Source organism: Tistrella mobilis KA081020-065, assembly GCF_000264455.2.
GTDB lineage: Bacteria > Pseudomonadota > Alphaproteobacteria > Tistrellales > Tistrellaceae > Tistrella > Tistrella mobilis.
The window spans coordinates 2,630,802-2,649,534 of record NC_017956.1 but is presented as its reverse complement, the minus strand read 5'-3'; the positions used below and the strand labels follow the sequence as shown (position 1 = coordinate 2,649,534).

The 18,733-nt window shown below is 70.7% G+C and carries 15 protein-coding genes; all 15 read left to right on the top strand.

What is annotated here, in order from left to right; translation table 11 throughout:
* Window positions 1-65: 65 nt before the first annotated feature.
* Window positions 66-1,280, top strand: a complete 1,215-nt coding sequence (locus TMO_RS11975) for a hypothetical protein (RefSeq protein ID WP_014745894.1) — start codon at window positions 66-68, stop codon at window positions 1,278-1,280.
* The gene (locus TMO_RS11970) at window positions 1,280-1,672 is read left to right on the top strand and encodes a hypothetical protein (protein WP_014745893.1); all 393 of its coding nucleotides are present in this window, start codon (window positions 1,280-1,282) and stop codon (window positions 1,670-1,672) included. Before TMO_RS11975 ends, TMO_RS11970 begins: the two co-directional genes overlap by 1 nt.
* A 16-nt stretch (window positions 1,673-1,688) precedes the next feature.
* Complete coding sequence (locus TMO_RS11965) at window positions 1,689-2,633, top strand: hypothetical protein (protein WP_014745892.1); 945 nt, start codon at window positions 1,689-1,691, stop codon at window positions 2,631-2,633.
* Complete coding sequence (locus TMO_RS31675; protein ID WP_014745891.1) at window positions 2,633-2,866, top strand: hypothetical protein; 234 nt, start codon at window positions 2,633-2,635, stop codon at window positions 2,864-2,866. Before TMO_RS11965 ends, TMO_RS31675 begins: the two co-directional genes overlap by 1 nt.
* Window positions 2,866-3,294 carry a gp436 family protein gene (locus TMO_RS11960; RefSeq protein WP_081598892.1) on the top strand — a complete coding sequence of 143 codons (429 nt, stop codon included), beginning with the start codon at window positions 2,866-2,868 and terminating at the stop codon, window positions 3,292-3,294. Before TMO_RS31675 ends, TMO_RS11960 begins: the two co-directional genes overlap by 1 nt.
* The gene (locus tag TMO_RS11955) at window positions 3,291-3,725 is read left to right on the top strand and encodes a hypothetical protein (RefSeq protein WP_014745889.1); all 435 of its coding nucleotides are present in this window, start codon (window positions 3,291-3,293) and stop codon (window positions 3,723-3,725) included. The genes TMO_RS11960 and TMO_RS11955 overlap by 4 nt, the downstream gene beginning before the upstream one ends.
* Before the next feature lie 8 nt (window positions 3,726-3,733).
* Window positions 3,734-3,925, top strand: a complete 192-nt coding sequence (locus tag TMO_RS11950) for a hypothetical protein (RefSeq protein ID WP_041604941.1) — start codon at window positions 3,734-3,736, stop codon at window positions 3,923-3,925.
* Window positions 3,926-3,927: 2 nt separating this feature from the next.
* The gene (locus TMO_RS11945) at window positions 3,928-4,884 is read left to right on the top strand and encodes a phage tail tube protein (protein WP_014745888.1); all 957 of its coding nucleotides are present in this window, start codon (window positions 3,928-3,930) and stop codon (window positions 4,882-4,884) included.
* Between the two features lie 28 nt (window positions 4,885-4,912).
* The gene (locus TMO_RS11940) at window positions 4,913-5,266 is read left to right on the top strand and encodes a hypothetical protein (protein WP_145978124.1); all 354 of its coding nucleotides are present in this window, start codon (window positions 4,913-4,915) and stop codon (window positions 5,264-5,266) included.
* 83 nt (window positions 5,267-5,349) lie between these two features.
* The gene (locus tag TMO_RS11935; RefSeq protein WP_051045374.1) at window positions 5,350-5,646 is read left to right on the top strand and encodes a DUF1799 domain-containing protein; all 297 of its coding nucleotides are present in this window, start codon (window positions 5,350-5,352) and stop codon (window positions 5,644-5,646) included.
* Window positions 5,639-12,286 (top strand): tape measure protein, encoded by a 6,648-nt coding sequence (locus tag TMO_RS11930; protein ID WP_014745886.1) that lies wholly within the window; start codon window positions 5,639-5,641, stop codon window positions 12,284-12,286. Before TMO_RS11935 ends, TMO_RS11930 begins: the two co-directional genes overlap by 8 nt.
* Window positions 12,283-12,678, top strand: a complete 396-nt coding sequence (locus TMO_RS11925; RefSeq protein ID WP_041604940.1) for a hypothetical protein — start codon at window positions 12,283-12,285, stop codon at window positions 12,676-12,678. Before TMO_RS11930 ends, TMO_RS11925 begins: the two co-directional genes overlap by 4 nt.
* Window positions 12,678-16,844 carry a hypothetical protein gene (locus TMO_RS29450; protein WP_014745885.1) on the top strand — a complete coding sequence of 1,389 codons (4,167 nt, stop codon included), beginning with the start codon at window positions 12,678-12,680 and terminating at the stop codon, window positions 16,842-16,844. Before TMO_RS11925 ends, TMO_RS29450 begins: the two co-directional genes overlap by 1 nt.
* Complete coding sequence (locus tag TMO_RS11915) at window positions 16,841-17,641, top strand: hypothetical protein (protein WP_014745884.1); 801 nt, start codon at window positions 16,841-16,843, stop codon at window positions 17,639-17,641. Before TMO_RS29450 ends, TMO_RS11915 begins: the two co-directional genes overlap by 4 nt.
* Window positions 17,641-18,693 carry a hypothetical protein gene (locus TMO_RS31065; RefSeq protein ID WP_014745883.1) on the top strand — a complete coding sequence of 351 codons (1,053 nt, stop codon included), beginning with the start codon at window positions 17,641-17,643 and terminating at the stop codon, window positions 18,691-18,693. Before TMO_RS11915 ends, TMO_RS31065 begins: the two co-directional genes overlap by 1 nt.
* Window positions 18,694-18,733 lie beyond the last annotated feature (40 nt).

Below are 18,733 nucleotides of genomic sequence, written 5' to 3'. Positions count from 1 at the left end.
CGGCGCGGCCGGTATGACATCTGTCAGCCTGACCCGAGCGGTGCAGAGCCGTCAAAATCGGCCTCATGAAACCGATCGAAGTGTTGAGCCTGGGATCCCATCACCCCGCGTCCGGGGGGCCTCCCCTGACCTTTGGGCCACGGGAGCTGGATGAGATCGCCAGCTCGTATGACCCCAAGCTCCACCGCGCGCCGATCGTGATCGGCCATCCGCGAACCGACGATCCCGCCTGGGGCTGGATTGCGGCGGTCCGTGTGGAGGGTGGCCGGCTGGTCGCGGTGCCGGAGGCGGTGGATCCCACCTTCGCGGACCTCGTCCGCGCTGAGCGCTACGCAAAGGTCTCCGTGCGGCTGTACCCGCCGGATGCCCCGAGCAATCCGACGCCCGGGCGCTGGCACCTCCGCCACGTGGGTTTCCTGGGCGCGACGCCCCCGGCGGTCAAAGGCCTGCGCCCGATCGAGTTCGGCGACGCGGCAGACTGCATCGACATCGAGCTGTCCGAAGGCGCGGCACCCATCCGCGCCACCGGCCGCGGGCTGGAGATCGTGACCCGCGCGCTGCGGCGGGTCAGGGACTGGCTGACGGAGACGCAGGGCGCGGAGGCGGCAGATCGGATCATCTCGGCCGCCGAACTGGCGGCCGCGGATCAAGAGGCTCGCGATGCCGCGGGCTATCACCCCCTGCCGGCCGAGGACCAGGCGCCCGGGCCGGCATTCGCCGAGGCGCCGATCACGACCGCGGAATCGCAAGAGGAACGCATGACCACCACCACCACCACGCCCACCCCGGCCCCGGCGGGCGACCGCGAAGCGGACCTCGTGCGCCGGGAGCAGGAAATCGCCGCCCGCGAGGCGGCGCAGATCCAGCGCGAGCGCGACGCGGCCGAGGCGCTGCGGCGGCAGCGGATCGCCGACGACCGGATGGCCGTCGCCCAGGCCGTCGAGGCGGGGCGGCTGCCCAAGAGCCTTCAGGCGCGCGCCGAGGCCGTTTTCGCTGAGCTGGCGGGCTCGGACGGGTCCGTGGAGTTCAGCGAGGGCGAATCGACCATCAAGACGACCGCCCGGCAGGCGCTGCGTGATCTGATCGCGTCGCTGCCCCTGCCGGTTCACACCGGCGAGATCGCGGCCCCCGACGCCGATGGCCCGAGCTTCGCGGAGGCGAGCGACCCGGTTGCCGTGGCGGCCATGATCGAAGACCTGATCGCCACCGAACGGGCGCGCGGCCGCATCCTGTCGCACGCCGATGCCGTGGCGCAGCTGCGTCGCCGTGGGGGTGTCTGATGTCGAACAAGGTCATCAAGGCCCACGTCGCCGCCGTCAATCTGACGCACGGCCGGGCCGTCAAGTACGGGGCCACCGACGGCACCGTCACCATCGCGGGCGCCGGCGACCGCGGGATCGGTGTCACCGACTGCCCCGGCGGCGTCACCGCTGGGGCGGTCGTTGACGTGGTGCTCAGCGGCATCACCGACATGGTGATCGGCGACGGGCCGGGCGGCGCGGGCACCACCTCGGCCGCCGGCATGCCGCTGCGCGCCCTGGCCGGCGGCGCCCTGGGGCAGACGCCTTCCACGGCCGACACCTCGTACTGGACCGTCGGCTACCCGACCGTCACCGCGTCGCCCGGCGACATCGTGCCCGGCATGGTGATGCCCGGGCGCGTGACCTTCTGAGGCAAGGAGCAGATCAGTGGCCGGAGAGCCGTTCCCGATTTCGCCTGTGCTGACGGGCATTTCGCTCGCCTATTCCAACGGCGCCTACATCGCCGACAATGTCATGCCGCGCCTGCCGCCGCACGACAAGAGCGTCTACCTCTACCACCTGTTCGGCTTCGACCAGCTCATCACGGTCCCCGATACCGCCGTCGGGCGCAAGTCGGCGCCCAACGAAGTGGAATTCAAGGCGCAGGAGCTGACGAGCCAGACGAAGCGGTATGGCCTCGACGATCCGGTGCCGCTGACGGACAGCCGAGATGCGCCCGACGGCTATGACCCGGTGGATTTCGCGGTCACGGGGCTGACCGAGCTGATCCTGCTCGACCGTGAGGTTCGGGTGGCGTCGATCGTGCAGTCGGCATCGTCCTACGCTGCGTCGCAGGTGGAGACGCTGACCGGGTCCGATAAGTGGTCCGACCCGACGTCGGATCCGCTCGGGCAGATTGCCGACGCACTCGACGCGCCGCCTCTGCGGCCGAACGTGATGACGCTCGGCGCTCGGGAGTGGTCCGTGCTGCGGCGGCATCCGGCCCTTGTGTCCGCCATCAATCGATCGAGCGGCGACAAGGGGCGGGTGACGAGGCGTGAAGCCGCCGAGCTGATCGAGGTCGATCGGATCGAGGTGGGACAGGCCTGGGTGAATGCCAACCGCCCCGGACAGCCCCCGCAGCGGGTGCGCGTCTGGGGCGGGCACGCCTCGCTGACCTATCAGGCCGCGAACATCGGCAGCAAGCGCATCGTGACCTGGGGCTGGACCGCTCAGACGAAAGCTCCCGGCAGCAACAGTGCGCGCTTCGCCGGGTCGAAGCTGGACGACAAGATCGGCATGTACGGCGGCACCCGCGTGCGCGTCGGCGAAGAGGTCGAGGAACGCGTGGTCGCGCCCGATCTGGGGTACCTGATCCGGGAGGTCCTGTGATGGTCGCGATCACCCTCACGAAGACTTGCCTGCGTCACGACGGCCACCGCTATGGCATCGGCGAGACCGTCGACGTGCCGGACAATCTGGCCGCCTCGCTGATCGCCGAGGGGCTGGCGGGGCTCGCGATCGCCGCGCCCACGCCGACGGGCGAGGATGGCGGTGGATCCACCGTCAGCCCGTCGCCCCCGCCGCCGACGAAGAAGCCGGCAAAACCGGCAGAGGCGGGCTGATGTACGCCAGCTTGGACGACCTGATCGCCCGCGCCGGCGAAGCGGAAATCCGGCAGATCGCCGACCGCGACCGCGACGGCACCCCGGATCCCGAGGTGATCGCCGCCGCCATCGCGGATGCCGCCGAGGTCATCGACGGCTACCTGCGGGGCCGGTACGTGACCCCTCTGTCGGATCCGCCGCCGGCGATGGTGCGCGGCTGGGCGGTTTCGATCGCGCGCTATCGCCTGCATCGCAATGGCCCGCCCGAGCACGTCGCCACCGACTACCGCGACGCGCTCAAGCAGCTGGTCGACGCATCGGCCGGGCGCCTGGTCCTGGCCGGGGTCGACGGGGTGGCGGCGCCGGTGGCCGATGCGGCGGGTGGGGTTCACGCAGCGTCGGACGAGCCGGTGTTCACGGGCCGGGCCCTGGACGGCTGGCTGTGATCGCGGCCGCCCGTGCCATCCGCGATCGGTTGCGGGCGGCGGCCATGCCGCCGCTGGTGTCGGTGGCAGGCGCGGCGGAGCTGGAGGCGGTGCGCGAGGGAACCGCTCCGGAGAGCGGCGCCTGCTACGTGATCCCCTGGGCCGAGGACCCGCGGCCATCCCAGACATCGGGCGGGCATCGGCAGCCGATCGCGATCTCGGTCCTTACCGCGGTCTGCATCCGCACCTACGAGGACGGCACGGGCGAGGCCTACCTCGCCGAGGCCGAGACGATCTCGGCCGCCCTGAAGGGGGCGCTGGCCGGGTGGACGCCAGACCCCGCCGACCTCCTCCCGATCGACTACGGGGGGACCAGGGCCAGCCAGCTGGCTGGTGTTGGGACTTACTGGCTCGTCAGTATGTGGCTGACCAGCCGACAACTGTATGCATGAGGTGTTAGATGCCCGCCAAGAATGCGGACGAAGGCCCCTGGCCGACCTCGGGGGGCAGCTATCTGCGCGACCCGGTGACCGGCGCGCTGACCCGGCGCCAGCCGGGTGATCCCATTCCGTCGGCGTCGGCGTCGGCGTCGGCATCGGTGCCTGTGCCGCCGGCGCCGGCGCCGGCGCCGAAGACCAAGAAGGAGGCTTGACGATGGGCACGTGGTACAGATCGCGCTACAAGGCCGTGTCCATCAAGACCGAGACCGCCTATGGGTCAAGCGCGGCTCCGAGCTTTGCCGCAGATCTGTTGTTGGTCGAGAATATCGCGCTGACCCCCATTGAGGGCCAGGATATCGAGCGTCGTATCGATCTGGGCCGGTCGTCCTATACGGCGCGTCACCTCGTTGGCCGGCACGTCCAGATCTCATTTGACGTGCCGCTGGCGGCGGCCGCCGCGCTCGCTGAGCCGCCGCCATATGCGCGCCTCCTGCGCGCGTGCGGGCTGGCGGAGACTGTCTCGCCGCCGCCGGCTGCGGACGTCGGTGTGTGGTACAGCACGATTGAGTCCGGCCTGGAGTCTGTCACCGTAGCGGCGCGGATCGACGGGATGCTTCAGACTATCGTCGGCTGCCGGGGCTCCATCCGGATCCGGGCGGACGTGCCCGCGATACCGTACCTCTCGGTGTCGCTGGTCGGCTTGTACGCGCCGCCCGAGGCAGGCACGATGGTGACCTACCCCGCGGCGCCGGGTTATGTCGATCCGACCCCGACGTCCGCCGCCACCACCACGGTGTCTCTGGATGGGGTCGTCCTCGCTGCGTCGTCGATCGAGGTCGACCTGGGCGGATCGGTCCAGTATGTCGAGACCACCGGCCAGCGCGAGGTGCGGCTGATCGACGTGGCGCCGACGGCGACCGTGACCGCGGAGATGGACCTCACGGCGCGAAATTTTTTCGCGTCGATCGACGCGAGCCCCATCGAGCTGCGCCTCGAACACGTCGCATCTCCCGAGATCGCGATCGCGATCCGGTGCCCCGCAGCGCGCATCGGCAAGATCACCCTCACGGATATCGCCGGCGCGTCCGGGATCCAGATCCCGATGACATTGTCGCGCACGCCGACCTCACCTGCGATCACTCTGAGCTACAGGGCGCCGACCGCCCCCTGACCGCCCCCTGAGCCGTATGGAGATCATCATGCTCAACGTCGATCTCAACGCCCGCCCGACCTTCACCGAGACTGTGGAAGTCCACCTGGACACCGTCCAGCGTTTCCGCGCCACCTTCGAGCTGCCCGAAGATGTCGACCTCGACGCGCTCACCCAGCAGTACGGCCAGCCGGACCCCGCTGCGCCGTGGAGTGCGCCCGGAGATAAGGCTCTGCTCCGGCGGGTCTGGATCGGGTGGCAGGACGTCCAGGACAAGAAAAACAAGCAGACCATCGAATTCTCTGAAGGGGCTCGGGATTATCTGCTGTCGGTGGTAACGATCCGCGCCGCCGTCGCCAAGGCATTTTTCGACGGTATCGCGGGCGCCCGCCGAAAAAACTGACAGAGGCGGTCCGGGCGGTCGCGGAGGGCCGGGCGGGCCCATCTGCCGAGGATCTGCGCGACCTCGCCCAAGACCTGGAGGCGATGGGAGGCGACCCCGCCGTGCTGCTCGCGGGGCTGCGGGCGCCTCAGCGGCAGGTGACGCTGTGGGCGGTCAACGTACCGGCCTGGACGCTGTGGAGCCGCGTTCAGACGCAATGGCGCCGCGCCGGGGAGGCCGGGGTCATCACCGGGCTCGACTACACCGCCGTCGCCCGCGTCGCCGACGTGATCGGCACCCCCCTGACACCCGATCTGCTGGACGATATCGCGGCATGCGAGGCGGTCGCCCTCGACATTGCTCGCCGACGTCGTGAGGAAGAGGCCCGCGCCCGTGGCTGATCTGCGTACAAAGCTCACAGTCGATCTGGACACCGGCCGCGCATCAATCGCGGCCGGTGAACTGCGCCAGGATATCGTCGAGCTGGGGCAGGCGTCGGCCGCCACGGGGCAGCAGATCGGTCGTCAGGGGGCGCAGACCGAGGCGGCGACGCAGGCGGTGCGCGCCGCAGCCGCCGCGGCCAAGGCGGCCGCCCGGTCCCAACTGGATCTCGCGGCGGCTGAACAGCAGTCGGCCACGGCCGCGGCCCGGTCCGCAGCGGCGCGAGGCGGCGCTGATCGGGCGACCGACGCGCGCCAGCAGCGGGCCCTTGCGGCCGCCGTCGCCGGCACCACGGCAGCGCTGGCCGATCAGGCGGCGCAGATGGCGGCCAGCGCCCAGTCGGCGGCCCTGGCCGCGGCCGGCTACGCTGACCTGACTGCCCAGATGCGGGCGGCCGCGGGGGCGGCGCGCGCGGTCAATCGCTCCGGCGGGTCCGCCGCCGGCAGCACCGGTGGTGAAGCGGGCGGCGGGCAGTCGATGTCGCGCCAGCAGCGCACCATGACCGCCGCTCTCGGGGGTGCTTCGGCGGCGCTCGACACCAACGCCGCCGCCTTCGCGCGGGCGATGGCGGCGGCCGATGCGGCCGCGCTCTCCTACATCGACGTCAGCGACGCGATCTACAGCGTCACGCGGGCGGCGCGAGCGCTGGCGGCCGAGACGCAGGGCGCCATCGCGACGGCCGCGGCCGAGGCCCGGGCGCATCAGACGACGACGGCGGTGATCGTCCAGGGTGCGCAGGCGCGGATGGCCGCCGCCGGCGCCGCCGCTCGGGCGGCGGCCGCGCTGGAAACCAACACTGCCGCCCTCGATCGGGCGGCCGCGGCCGAGCGCGACGCTACGGCGGCCCTGCGACAGGCGGCCCAGGGGCGGGTGACGGCGGCGGCGACCGCGGCCCGGGCGGCGGCGGCCAACGACAACGTGTCTCGCAGTTCCGCGGGCGCGTCCAGGGCGCTGGCTGATCAGGCGCGGCAGGCTCAGGGCCTGGGGGCGGTGTCTGGCGCGACCACCGCCGTGCTCGCAGGCCTGCGCGGGCAACTGCTGGGGCTGGCGTCGGTGGCGGGGCTGACCGTCGCGGCGCGGCAGGTGGTCGCCTATGCCGACACGTGGACCAATGTGGCCGGGAGGTTGTCCCTGGTGACGCAGGGGTCGGCGGCGCTGGCGGCGGCGCAGGGGGATCTCTTCCGGATCGCCCAGAGCACCCGGGCCACCTTCGAAGGGACGGCTAGCCTCTATTCGACGCTCGCGCGGCAGGCGCAGACGCTCGGCGCCTCCTATACCGAGATGCTGCTCGCCACCACGGCGATCGGTCAGGCTTTCCAGGTGTCGGGCGCGGGGGCTGCGTCTTACGAAGCGGCTCTGGTGCAGCTCGGGCAGGGCCTCGCGTCGGGGACGCTTCGGGGCGAGGAACTAAACAGCGTCCTGGAGCAGGCCCCTCGGCTCGCCTTGGCAATCGCCGACGGGATCGGTGTCGGCGTCGGCGAACTGCGCGGCCTGGCCGAGCAGGGCAAGCTCACCAGCAAGGCGGTTTTCGACGCCATTGTTCAGCAGGCGCCAGCGGTGGCGGCGGAGTTCGCGAAGCTTCGGCCGACGATCGGCGGCGCCTTCCAGGTGTTGTCGAACGCGGCCCTCAAGTGGATCGGTGAAGCTGATCAGGCCTCCGGAGCCTCTGCCGGTTTTGCCGGCACGATCATGAGCCTCGCCGACAACATCGACACCGCCGCGGCCGTCGCCGGCGGGGCCGGCGGGGTCATCGCGGCCACGCTGATCGGCCGGGGGCTGGGTCCGATGGCGGCGGCGGCCGGCACCGCGGCCGCCCGCATGATCGAACTGCGGCAGGCCGTAGCCGACGGCACGGCCGTCGACCTCAAATCCACTTCGGCGCTGGCCGAGCGCGCGCGCTACGCCCGCGAGGTCGCCGATGCGGCCGGCGAGGCGCTGACCGGCGCCCAGGCCCGCCTCGTGCAGGCCCAGGATGCCCTGGCGGCTGGCCGCACGGGCGCCATGGACCGCCTGCGTGACGCCACCACCGACGTGGCCGCGGCCACCACCGCTCACGCGGCCGCGACCGCGCGAGCGGAAGCGGCGCAGGTGGCCCTGTCGGCCGCCATGGGGACCACCGCCCTCCGCGCCCGCGCGGCGGCGGCCGGGATGGCTCTCGTCAATGCGGCCGGCGGCCCGGCGGGCATCGCCATCACCCTGCTGACCGTCGGCGTCGGCTACCTCGCGACCAGGACCACCGAGGCTGACCGCGCCACAGAGGCCTGGACCGACCGCATTGCGGCCGCCGACAAGGCCATGCGGTCGCTCAATGAGGCCGGGTCCAAACGCGCGGGGCAGCTTCAGGTCGAGCGGGACAACATCCGGGCTTCGGCCGAGGCCGAAGTGGCGCTGGCCGAGGCCCGGCTGGCGGCGGCGCAGGCGCGGCTGTCGGCGGGGACGCGGGCGGATATGGGGTCCGGCGGCGTCGGCGCGGGGCTGGCCGACCTCTTGGGGTTCTCGCGCGCCGCCGAACAGGCGGAGGCGGTCAAGGTCGCACGCCGGGAACTAACCCTCCTACGGGCGACCATCGGCGACTACACCGGCGAGGTCGGCGGGGCGGCCCGGTGGACGGGCACGATGCGGCGGGAGATCAAGTCGCTCGCCGACGTGACTGCGACCGCCCTGAAGCCCATGGCCGAGCTGGTCACCAAGACCCGTGACCTCCAGGCCCAGCGCGCGAGCTATGGCAGCGGCGGCGCGGACGCCCTGCGTCAGACCCAGGCGGCGCAGGAAGCCCGCGACCTGCTGGCGGAGGCCGCCAAGGACCAGACGCCGGGTGCGCGTGCCCAGCTGGACTATCTGATCCAGCAGGCGCGAGAGCTGGGCGTCGCCGGCAAAGACGCGCAAGAGGTCCTCACCAATCTCGGGCTCGCGGCCCGGACGGCCGAGCAGGGGCTGGCGTCTGATCAGCGGCTCCGGCAGCTCCAAGCCGAGATCCAGGGTGCGCAGGAAGTCGCCGCGGCCGCCAGGATCTCCGCGGCCGCCGAGCGTGAGGCCGATCTGCGGGCGCGGGCGCGGGTCGAAGCCCTGGGGCAGGTGGGCCGAAGCGAAGAGGAAATCTACAAGAGCCTCAAGGACCAGGCCGACGCCACGCGCGACGCGGAGGAGGCCCGCCGCGGCCGACAGACTGCTCAAGAGCTGGAGCTGGCCCAGCGAGAGGCCGGTCTCGCCGGCGCGACTGCCCGGGCCCGGGAACGGGCTCTGGCGCTGGCTCGGGTCGACATCGACCTGCGTGAGCGCGGCGTCGACCTCACCAGCGCTGCCGCCGCGGCCGAGCGGGCCCGGGCGGTGGCCGCCCTGGACGCTCAGGCGGCGATCGAGGATGCCGGGGCGCTTCGGGCCGCGCAGGATCGGGTCAAGGCGCTGGACGTCGAGATTGCGACGATCGGGCGGGGGTCGGCGGCCCGCGAACAGGCCATGGCGGTCTACGAGGCCGAGCAGAGCCTGCGCGAGCGGGGGATCGCCCTCACCAGCCGGCAGGCGGCAGCGGAGATCGATCTGGCGCGGCAGGCGGCCCAGCGGTCCGCCGTCCTGAAGGCGGGCGATGATGCCGCCGAGATGCTGGAGCAGGCCGAGGCGGCGGAGCGGATGGCGGAGGCCGTGTCGGCGGGCGCCGACGCCGTCAGGCGGGCGACGCGAGATGACTATGCGCGGCGCCTCGCCCTGCAACTCGGCACCGACGCATTGGTGGCGGGGACTGAGGCTAACAAGCTCTACCTTCTATCACTGGCCGCCTTCGACCGCCTCCAGCTCGGTGAGGTCGGGCAGGCGACCGCTACGGCTGTGCGCACCCAGAGGGACGCTCTGCGGGTCGCACAGTACGAGCTATCTCTCGTGTCCGAGGCGGCGGCTCGGCGGGAATATCTCGTCGCGCTGGAGGCGAAGCGCGTGGATCTGATCCGCCAGTATGGCAATCAGCTCCCCAAGGCTGCCACGCAAGAGCTTGAGCTCTACGACCAGACCCTGCGCACCAATGCCTTGATCGAGGCGCGCACCAGCCAGAGCCAAGCATTCACGGCGGCCATCGCCCGTGCGGGTGAAGACATCCAGGACGTCCTGGCCAACACCTTTGAGCAGGTGTTCGACGGCGGCATGGATGGTTTCGAAGACTTTGGCGACCAGATTGTCAGCGTCATGAAGCGCTCGGCCGCCCAGATCGCCGCCCTGCTCGTCTTCCGGCCTCTCGTCAGCGGCGTTGCCACGTCGGTACTCGGTCCGAATATGGCGTCGCAGCTGGGGCTCGCCACGTCGACCGGCGGGATCCCGCTGCCGACCGGGATCTCGTCGACCGCGGCCGCCGGTGCGCAGACCTCCGGTGGTGGTCTTTTCGGCGGGATCGGCAACATCTTCGGCGGCGGCGGTGGCGGGCTCTTTTCTGGCGTCTCGTCCGCGATCGACAGCTTTGGATACTCCCTCGGCTTCGGGACGCCGGCCGCGATGTCCGGCTCGGCCCTCTCTGGTCTGGCGGCTGCCGAGAGCGCGGGCTTCACGGGCGCGGCGCAGTTGCCGGCGAGCGGTGGGTGGACCTCAATCCCCCTGTCCGGAGTGATCGGCGGCGCGCTTCAGGGTGTCGGCATCGGCGGCTTCCTCAGCTCGCTCACGGGCGGCAATTCGACAGGCGGCATGATCGGCGGCGGCCTTGGCGGCGCAGCCGGCACGGTGATCGGCGGCCCGATCGGCGGGCTGATCGGCAGCGCCTTGGGCGGCCTGGTCGGCGGATTGTTCGGCAACAAGGAGCCGTCAAATTTCGCGGCCTGGGCCAGCTACGACGTCGGTTCCCAGGACGTCATCAAGGCGGGCTATACACGCGACAGCCGTAACGTCGGTGCGCGCGATCAGCTGCTCGACAGCATCGGCAAGGTCTCCCAGGCGCTGACGGAGGTCACCGGCGCCAGTCTCGACGGGGTCAAGCGCTTTTTGGACGTGGGTGGCCGGGATGGTATCCAGTGGGGCGCGTCTCACGCAAGCAAGGTTCGGCTGGGCGATTTGTCCGAGAGTGGGGCCAAAACCGCCCTGGGCAAGATCGCCGAGGATCTGGCGGGAGAGCTGGTCGGCGACATCGCCCCCGAGATCCAGACGGCCATCGGCAAGATCGACTGGAGCGATCTTGAGGCGGCGTTCAGCGACCTTCAGTTCGCGGCCAACTACAAGGACAGCCTCGATTGGCTGACCCGCGGGTGGGATCTGGCGGACAACGCCGCCAAGAGCGCACGCGACAGCGCGCAGGCCCAGATCGACGCCCTCGCCGATTTCCGCGAGACCGCGTCGCGCCTGGGGCAGGACACCGATGCCGCCGCCGAGGCGACCAAGGCCTATGTCGAGCAGCTGCTCGGGATCCGAGAGGCGGCGCCGGCGGTGACGGACTTCCAGGCCGCCATGATTGCAGCTGAGGCCTCCTTCCAGGTCTACGCCAAGTCGGCGGCGGACTTCGGGTTGACAGCCGCCCAGGTGGCGGCGGCGTTGGAAGCGCGTAAGGACCAGATCGCCAACGACTACAAGGCCGCCCTGGATCGCCAGCTGCGCGAGGCGCAGGGTCTGGGCGTCGTGGATCAGGTCGCCGATCTGGTCAAGGAGGCCGAGGCGGCGGCCCGGGACGCCATGACCGCAGCCGGTCAAGCCGGCGTGGATCAGGTCGGCGAGCTTCTGGCCCTCAGGGTGCGCAATCTGGTTCAGGGCTCCGATCTCACATCGCAGGCGATCGACGACCTGGCCAGCCGCTTCCCCGAGCTTTCGGATCTGATCCGGGCGACGGCGGCCGCCGCGTCGGAAAGCGGCAAGGCCATCCGGTCGTATCTGGACGATCTGGCGACCTCGGCGGCCGGCGCCGGCAATCCGGCCAGCCGCTTCCAGGCAGCCCAAGACCAGTTTACGCGCGACCTGTCCGCCGCCCGGGCTGGCGATCGCGACGCGCTCGGCCGGATCACAGACGCCGCTCAGACCCTGCTCGATGCCGGCGCCGACATGTATGGCAGCGGCGTGCAGCAGGCGGCCCTGGTCGAGTGGGTGCGATCGTCCCTCTCGGCGCTTCCCGCCACCCAGGCCTATGACGACACCGTCGCCGACAACACAGGCGCCGTCAGCGCCCTGACGGCAGCGATCGAGGCTCTGACGGTGCAGCTCACCGCGTCGGTGGCGTCCGCTACCGCAGCCGTCGCTGTGGTGCCCGGGTACGCCGCCGGCGGCGTCGTCGGTAACGGCATCTACAACAAGGACAGTGTTCTTGCTGCCTATTCGGGCGGCGGCGCCATCGCGCTGGCCGGCGGCGAGCACGTAACGCGCGCGACCAGCGTCACCCCGGCCACCCTGCCGGTGCTCGACGCGATCAATGCGACCGGCCGGGTGCCTGCGATGGGTGACGGCGGCGCGACCGCCGCCGAGGTTCGGGCGCTGCGCGACGAGGTGCGGGCCCTCCGCCAGGAACTGGCGGCCCTGCGTCAGACGACGGCCGCGGCGGGCGGAGCGACGGTCGATGCGATCGAGCGGCAGACCGGGGAGGTACGGCTGGGTCGGCGCGCGACCGAGCGCGCCACCGCCGTGGCTAAAATGGGACGAGGGGCATGATCAGCTATGGCGAGCCGCTGCGGGCGGCGATCCTTGACGCGGCGGCTGCGCTGTTCGACGGGGGCACACTGGCACTCTTCGCGGGCACACGGGTCGCATCACCGGCGGCGTCCACTCCGACCACCCCACTCGTGATCGTGCGGCTGCCCATGCAGAGCTATCGTCCGGCGACGGAGGGCGAGGCCGTGATCGCCGGCTATTGGACCGGTACTGCCATCCGCGCCGGCGAGGCGACGTGGTTCCGCCTGTCGGATCGGTCGGGATCCCTCCGGATCGACGGGTCGGTGTCGGGCCCTGGCGGCGGCGGGGATCTCATCCTCACCACCACCTCTATCGCGGTCGGGGAAGTGGTGAGTGTCATCCGCTGCACGCTCTCCGGAGGCGTCGGCTGATGGCCGTCACCGTCGTCTCGACCCTAACGCTCGCGCTGGGTGGTCTCTCGGGAGCATCCACCCACAGCCTTGACGCCACCGGCGCGGACCTGATCGTGGCGCTGGTGCCGATCGCCTACTACGATCCGGTCGAGGTGGGCACGACCTGGGACCACATCCCCACGATCACCTTCGGGGGGCAGGCCCTCACCCCGGTTCATTCGGCCCCTCTTGTGGCCGAGATGGACTATGGCACCGTGGTGCTCTATGTCCTTCCCTCGCCGCCGCCCGGCGTCCACGATCTCGTGGTCTTGACGCCCTACTGGATGGGGTACATCTCGCCCGTCGTCTGGGTGCTTGCCGGCACCTCGGGCCGCCTATCGCCTCTGGCGGTTTCGGTCGCTGAGGTGGCGGGTGGCGACGTTCTCGCGACGCCGGCCGTCCAGGCGCCGGCCGGAGGCCTGGTTCTCGCCGCGGCGGCTTCCTATTGGTACACGGGCTCCCCCGACATCTCCGCGCCGGCCGGCTGGACCGCGACGGGCGCGGCCACCGGCAGCTATGAGCGCATCTTCGGGTTCACCGCCCCCGCCCCGGCCGAGGGCGACGGAATAGCGCTGGAGGTGACACAGTCAGACTGGGGCACCGCCCTGGCGCTCGCGGCTGTGACGGTCGAGCCCTATGGGTTGCCGCGCGACGAGGTTCTGGTCACGGCGGCCGAGGTCTATTACGCCGGTCAGATCGATCAAGCCCAGGCGGGTGGCGTCTTCAATCCGGGCGCCGGTAGCGGCTCGACGCCAGCACCGCCCGCCATCATCGACACCACCGGTGCCGACCTGCTGCTCGTCGGTGTGCTCTACACGCACACGGACCCGGCCCCGACGCTCACCTATGCCGGCCGGCTCTTGCGGTATCTGGATGATCCGGCGCCGGCGGTGCCCGAGGCTGGAAAGCTCCGCATCGCCTATCTCGCCAACCCGCCGGCCGGGTCGCATGAGCTGCTGGCCGCCGCCTGGGACCGGTTCGTCGGCATCGTCGTTCTGCATGCGGTCGCGGTGTCGGGCTGTTCAGGGGTTGCCGGTATCCGGCTCGCGGCCATCTCCGTAGACAATCCGACCCGCATTCGTGTGCCCTACACCCACCGATCGAGCCGGGTTCTGGCCATGTCGGCCACCCCGTGGGGTGGCGCGGCTGAACTCGCCGCCGCCGGTTGGACGGCCGAAGCCTCGGCTCAGGGCACCTATGCGGGCGGCTGGCTCTGGTCGCGCCAGGGCGGTGGCTGCGCGCCGCTGGTGATCGATCGATCGGTGGCCTATGCGACCCAGCTGATCGCGGTCGTGGAGATCGAGGCCGGGTGGCCGTCGGCCGACATCGACGGCACCGCCGATCTGGCCCTCCCGCCGGTGCGGGCTGACCACCTTCGCGCCGAGCACTATCGGCCCCGGCCCGACGGTCAGATCGTCGCCGTCTACTACGAGACGTGGATGGACGCGCCGGCCAGCGACGCGCCGGCCGATCTCGACGCCATGCGGCTGATGGCGATCCCGCCCGAGGTCGACATCGTCTACCTGCACACCGCGCTGCCGCAGTGCACTTACAGCGGACTGGACGATGACATCCAGACGACCGTCGGCATCCTGTGGCCGGGGCCGGTCTCTCTCCTCAAGGCGGCCCTTGACCGGTTCCGCGCGAGCCATCCTCGGACCAAGATCATGCTCGTCGTGATGCAGTTGGGGCCCGGCTACACGTGGCTGCCTGAGCCCTATGACCCGGCCGGCTTCGGGGGGCAGACCGAGGCTCACATGGCCGCCCTGCGCCAGCTCGTCGATGATCTGGGCCTGGACGGGGTGGACGTGGACTATGAACTGATGTCGCAGGTCAATGACCTCGCGCACCACTGCTGGACCGATGAGGACGGCGTGCGCCGCTGCTATACCGACGCCGAGCTGGTGGAGGTGATCAAGCGCTTCCGACGCTGGTTTCCGAGGCCCTTTATTCTGTCGTGGGCCGGCGTTCACGTCGGGTGCTACGGCGAGCCGCCGTTCCAGCGAGCCGCGCCCGCAGGGGGCGGCTGGAATGGAGGCTACGCTCTGGCGCTGGCCCGCGATGCGGAGGCTTCAGCCGCCCTCGACCACATCAACATCATGACCTACGACGCGGGCACCGACTACGACCCGGCCGAGGCGTTCGCCGCTTATCGGCATTGGTTCCCGGCCACGACCCTGTTGATCGGCCTGCGGGCTGGCCCCCCGGAATGGGGGCTTGAGCCGCCCTACGAGCACACCGGCGCCAAGAGATCGATCGCCGACTTCCGGGGCTACCTCGCCCACGTCATCGGCGACAATGACGCAGGCGCATTTATCTACGGCTGGAACTGGGATGCTTATCAACCGACGGCGGCCACATATTCGGCTTCCGGCGCCTACGACGATGACTATCCGGACGGCGAGATGGCCGTCGCAACGGCCATCGGCGCACTCGATCGCGGCTACGTGCCGCCCGCTCACCCTCGGACCACCGTCGACAGGGTGGTCACGATCGAGCTTAGGCCCCGGGATTTGACGGCCGAGGCGCCCGCACAGACCCTGCTCGCCCCCTGGGCGGCTCAGGCCTGGGCGACGCTGCCGTCGGCCGATGAGCGGCGGGACGATGGTCTCGCGGTTCTGCGCTTCGCGGACAAGCCGATGACAACCGGGCCGGCCGATCTGCCCGCGCACAGCTGGTGGGATGGCCGGGCGACATCGCCGCTCTCGATCGAGCGAGGCATTCCCATCGCCCCGGAAGCCTCGGATCGGACCTCGGTTGAGCTTGGCCGGGTCGAGCTCGCCAACGCCGACGGCACCCTCGACGACGTGCCCGAGCGCTACGACCTCGGCGGTCGGCAGGTGATCGTGCGGGCCCTTCATCGCGATTTGCCGGGGTGGCGGCACTCAGGTGCCGCGCTGCTGTTCGACGGCCTTGGTGCGGCCTGGGAGGCCGACCGTCAGGCCCTCGCCCTGACCGTCGAGGGGCAGGCAGCTTGGGCGGATAAGCCACTCCAGAGCCGCCTTTATGCGGGCACGGGCGAGGCGGAGGGTGGTGAGGATCTCGCGGGCAAGCCTTTGCCGGTACTCTTCGGCCGGGTGCGCAACATTGAACCCGTCCTCGTCGACCCGATCGGCATCTATCAAGCTCACCACCGGCAGATGCGCAGCGTTCTCGCTGTCAGGGACAAAGGTTTCGCGGTCGAGCCGTCCGGCCTGGATTTTGCCAGCTTCGGCGCCCTCAAGGCCGCAGCGGTTCCGGCGGGTACCTACGCAACCTGTCTGGCTGGCGGCTACCTGCGCCTCGGGACCTATCCACCCGTCGGTGTTCTGACCTGCGACGCCGACGGCGACGCGGTCGGCGGCTGGGCCGCTACCACTGCCGACATCCTGCTGCGGCTGCTGGTCGACCACGCCGCCGTCGATCTTTCGCGGATCGACCTGGAGGCGGTGGCGGGTCTCGCGGTCGCTGTTCCCGGCGTCATTGGTTGGTATCAGGGGACCGAGACCGCAACCGTGGGTGAGGTGATTGACCGGATCACCCGGGCGGCCGGCGCTTGGTGGGGGTCGGACGGCCAGGGGCTGGTCGAGGTGGGCAGGCTCGCACTTCCGCGGGTGACGCCAGATTACGTCCTTGATCACACGATTATATTGGAGACCCCGGAGCGCCTGGACCTTCCTGACAGCATCGCGCAGCCATCGTGGCGCCGCCGAGTGGGGTGGCGGCGCAATTGGAGGGTCCAGGGAGCCGCAGACCTACCAGAGGCGCCGGTAGAACCAGCCCTGCCGCGCGAGTTTCTGAGCGAGGAATGGCGATTGGCGACGTCGGTCGATACCAGCCTTCTCGCCGACCGCCTCCGGGCGATCGACGCCGACGTCATCGAAGCGTGCTTCGACGGGCAGGCCGATGCTCAGGCGCTCGCCGACCATCTGCTCGCACTCTACGGCCGGCCGGCACTGGCGCTGTCCGTGACCGTGCCGCCGTTGCTGGCCGAGGAAGTCGTGGATGGCGCGCCCACTGTTCGGCGGGCTGTTCGTATCGGGTCGACGATCCGGGTGACTTACCCGCGCTATGGGCTTTCCGCCGGCCGAAATCTCGTCCTCGTCGGCGTGTCCGAGGACTGGGCGGCTGGCCGCTGGGTTCTGACGCTATGGGGGCCTTCATGATCTATTCCGGTCAGGGCCGGGGCACCGGCATGATCCTTGACCACCGCAACTGGGCACCGACGGCGAGCGTGACCGCCACGGCGCCGGTCGCCTCCGAACTGCCGCTGTCGCACCTGCTCTCCGAGCCGGTCGCCCGGCCAGCGCGGGTGCTCGCGACCAGCTTCATGCTCGACTTCGACCTGGGGGAGGAGCGGCCGGTCGGCGCCCTGGCGATCGCCGGCGCGACCCTCGCCGCGACGGATACGTGGATCTGGTCCTGCCGCATGGAGCCCGGCGGACCCATCATCTGGCAGACTGACCCGCCCGAGGCGGGTATCCACCCCGCCATCGGCTTCGGCCTGTCTATCCCGGTCCTACCGTCGCCAGTGCTCGCTGCGCGCTACTGGTCTCTATCGGTTTCCGCCCCGTCGCGGGCTGCCCTGGGCTATGTCGATCTCGGGTACCTGTGGATCGGCGCCGGCAGCCGACCGGCCTGGGGCGCCTCTTTCGGGTGGCGGCTCACGACCGAGGACCTGTCGCGGATCACGACCGCTGAGCGGTCTGGCGTCGAGTGGGTCGACCGCGGCCGTCAACGTCGGCGGCTCGAATTTGATCTGATCCTCGACGATGAGGAGCGTGGTGGTGTTCTGGATCGCGATTTCGATGTGGGACAGAGCGGGCCGGTCCTCTGCGTCCCGAACCCCGCCGGCGACTGGGCGCGGGAGGGGCTGATCGGCCGCATCAGCTCCGCCGATCCGCTGACGAAGTCCTATTCGTCATTCTCGGACCGCAGCTATTCAATCAGGGAGATGCTTTGATGCTCGTCGATCGCGGCCTTCAGACTACCGCTACCCAGGGCACGGGCGATCTGGTGTTGATCGCCCCTGACACGGGGCTTCGGCCCCTCACCGCCGCGGGTGACGGCACCCAGATCTTCTATCAGATCCTGACCAGCGCCCTCGCCTGGGAAATCGGCATCGGGACCGTGCACATCGGCCCGCCGGCGACGCTCTCCCGCGATACGGTGCTCGCTTCCTCGATCGGCTCTGCCCGGCTCAATCTGCCCGCCGGCGTCCACAGCGTGTTCAGCGTTCTTCCGTCCGCACACAGTATATATAGGGACGCTGCGGGCACCCCCCGATCTGGCGCCGATGCACTGGCCCTGGCCGCCCGCCAGATCGCGACCTCGTCCGGCCTCGCGGGTGGCGGCGACCTCACCGCCGACCGGTCGCTCTCTCTCGATTTTTCCGCGCTCGGAACCCGCGCGGCCACGGCAGCCGGCGACGAGGTGATCGTCCTCACGGCTGCCGGCGACCACATCCGCATTCCCACCTCAGCCGTGATCGCCGGCCTCGCTCTCGCATCGCGCAGCATCACCGCCGCCGGCCTCGCCACAGGCGGCGGGGACCTCACCGCCGACCGCACGATCGCCGTTCCAGCCGCCACCAACGCTCAGGCCATCGCGGGCACCGCCACCACCGTCGCGATGACACCCGCTGCCACCGCCGCCGCCCTCACCGCCGGCGACCGCCTGGGCGCGTGCTGGACGAGCCCGAACATAGCCATCACCAATGGCGGCGACGACAGCTACAGTCACGGCCTGGGCGCGGTGCCCCGCCTCGTCGCCATGCAGCTCGTCTGCGTCACCGCCGCTCACGGCTATAGCGTCGGGGACGTGATCAATCTGTCCGGCGGCCATATGGCCAGAGGTTCGGGCGAGAGCAGCGGCACGGCGATCTTGACCAGCGCTACCACCATCCGCCTGATCCAGGCCGCCGCCGGGCCGGTCGTGACCTTCATCAGCGCGGGCGGCGGCGTGGTGGACATCAGCAAGTCCAGCTTTCGGATTGTGCTGCGGGCGTGGGCGTAGCAGCCAGCCGGTCAATCGCGGTACGGTAGATCACCACTCA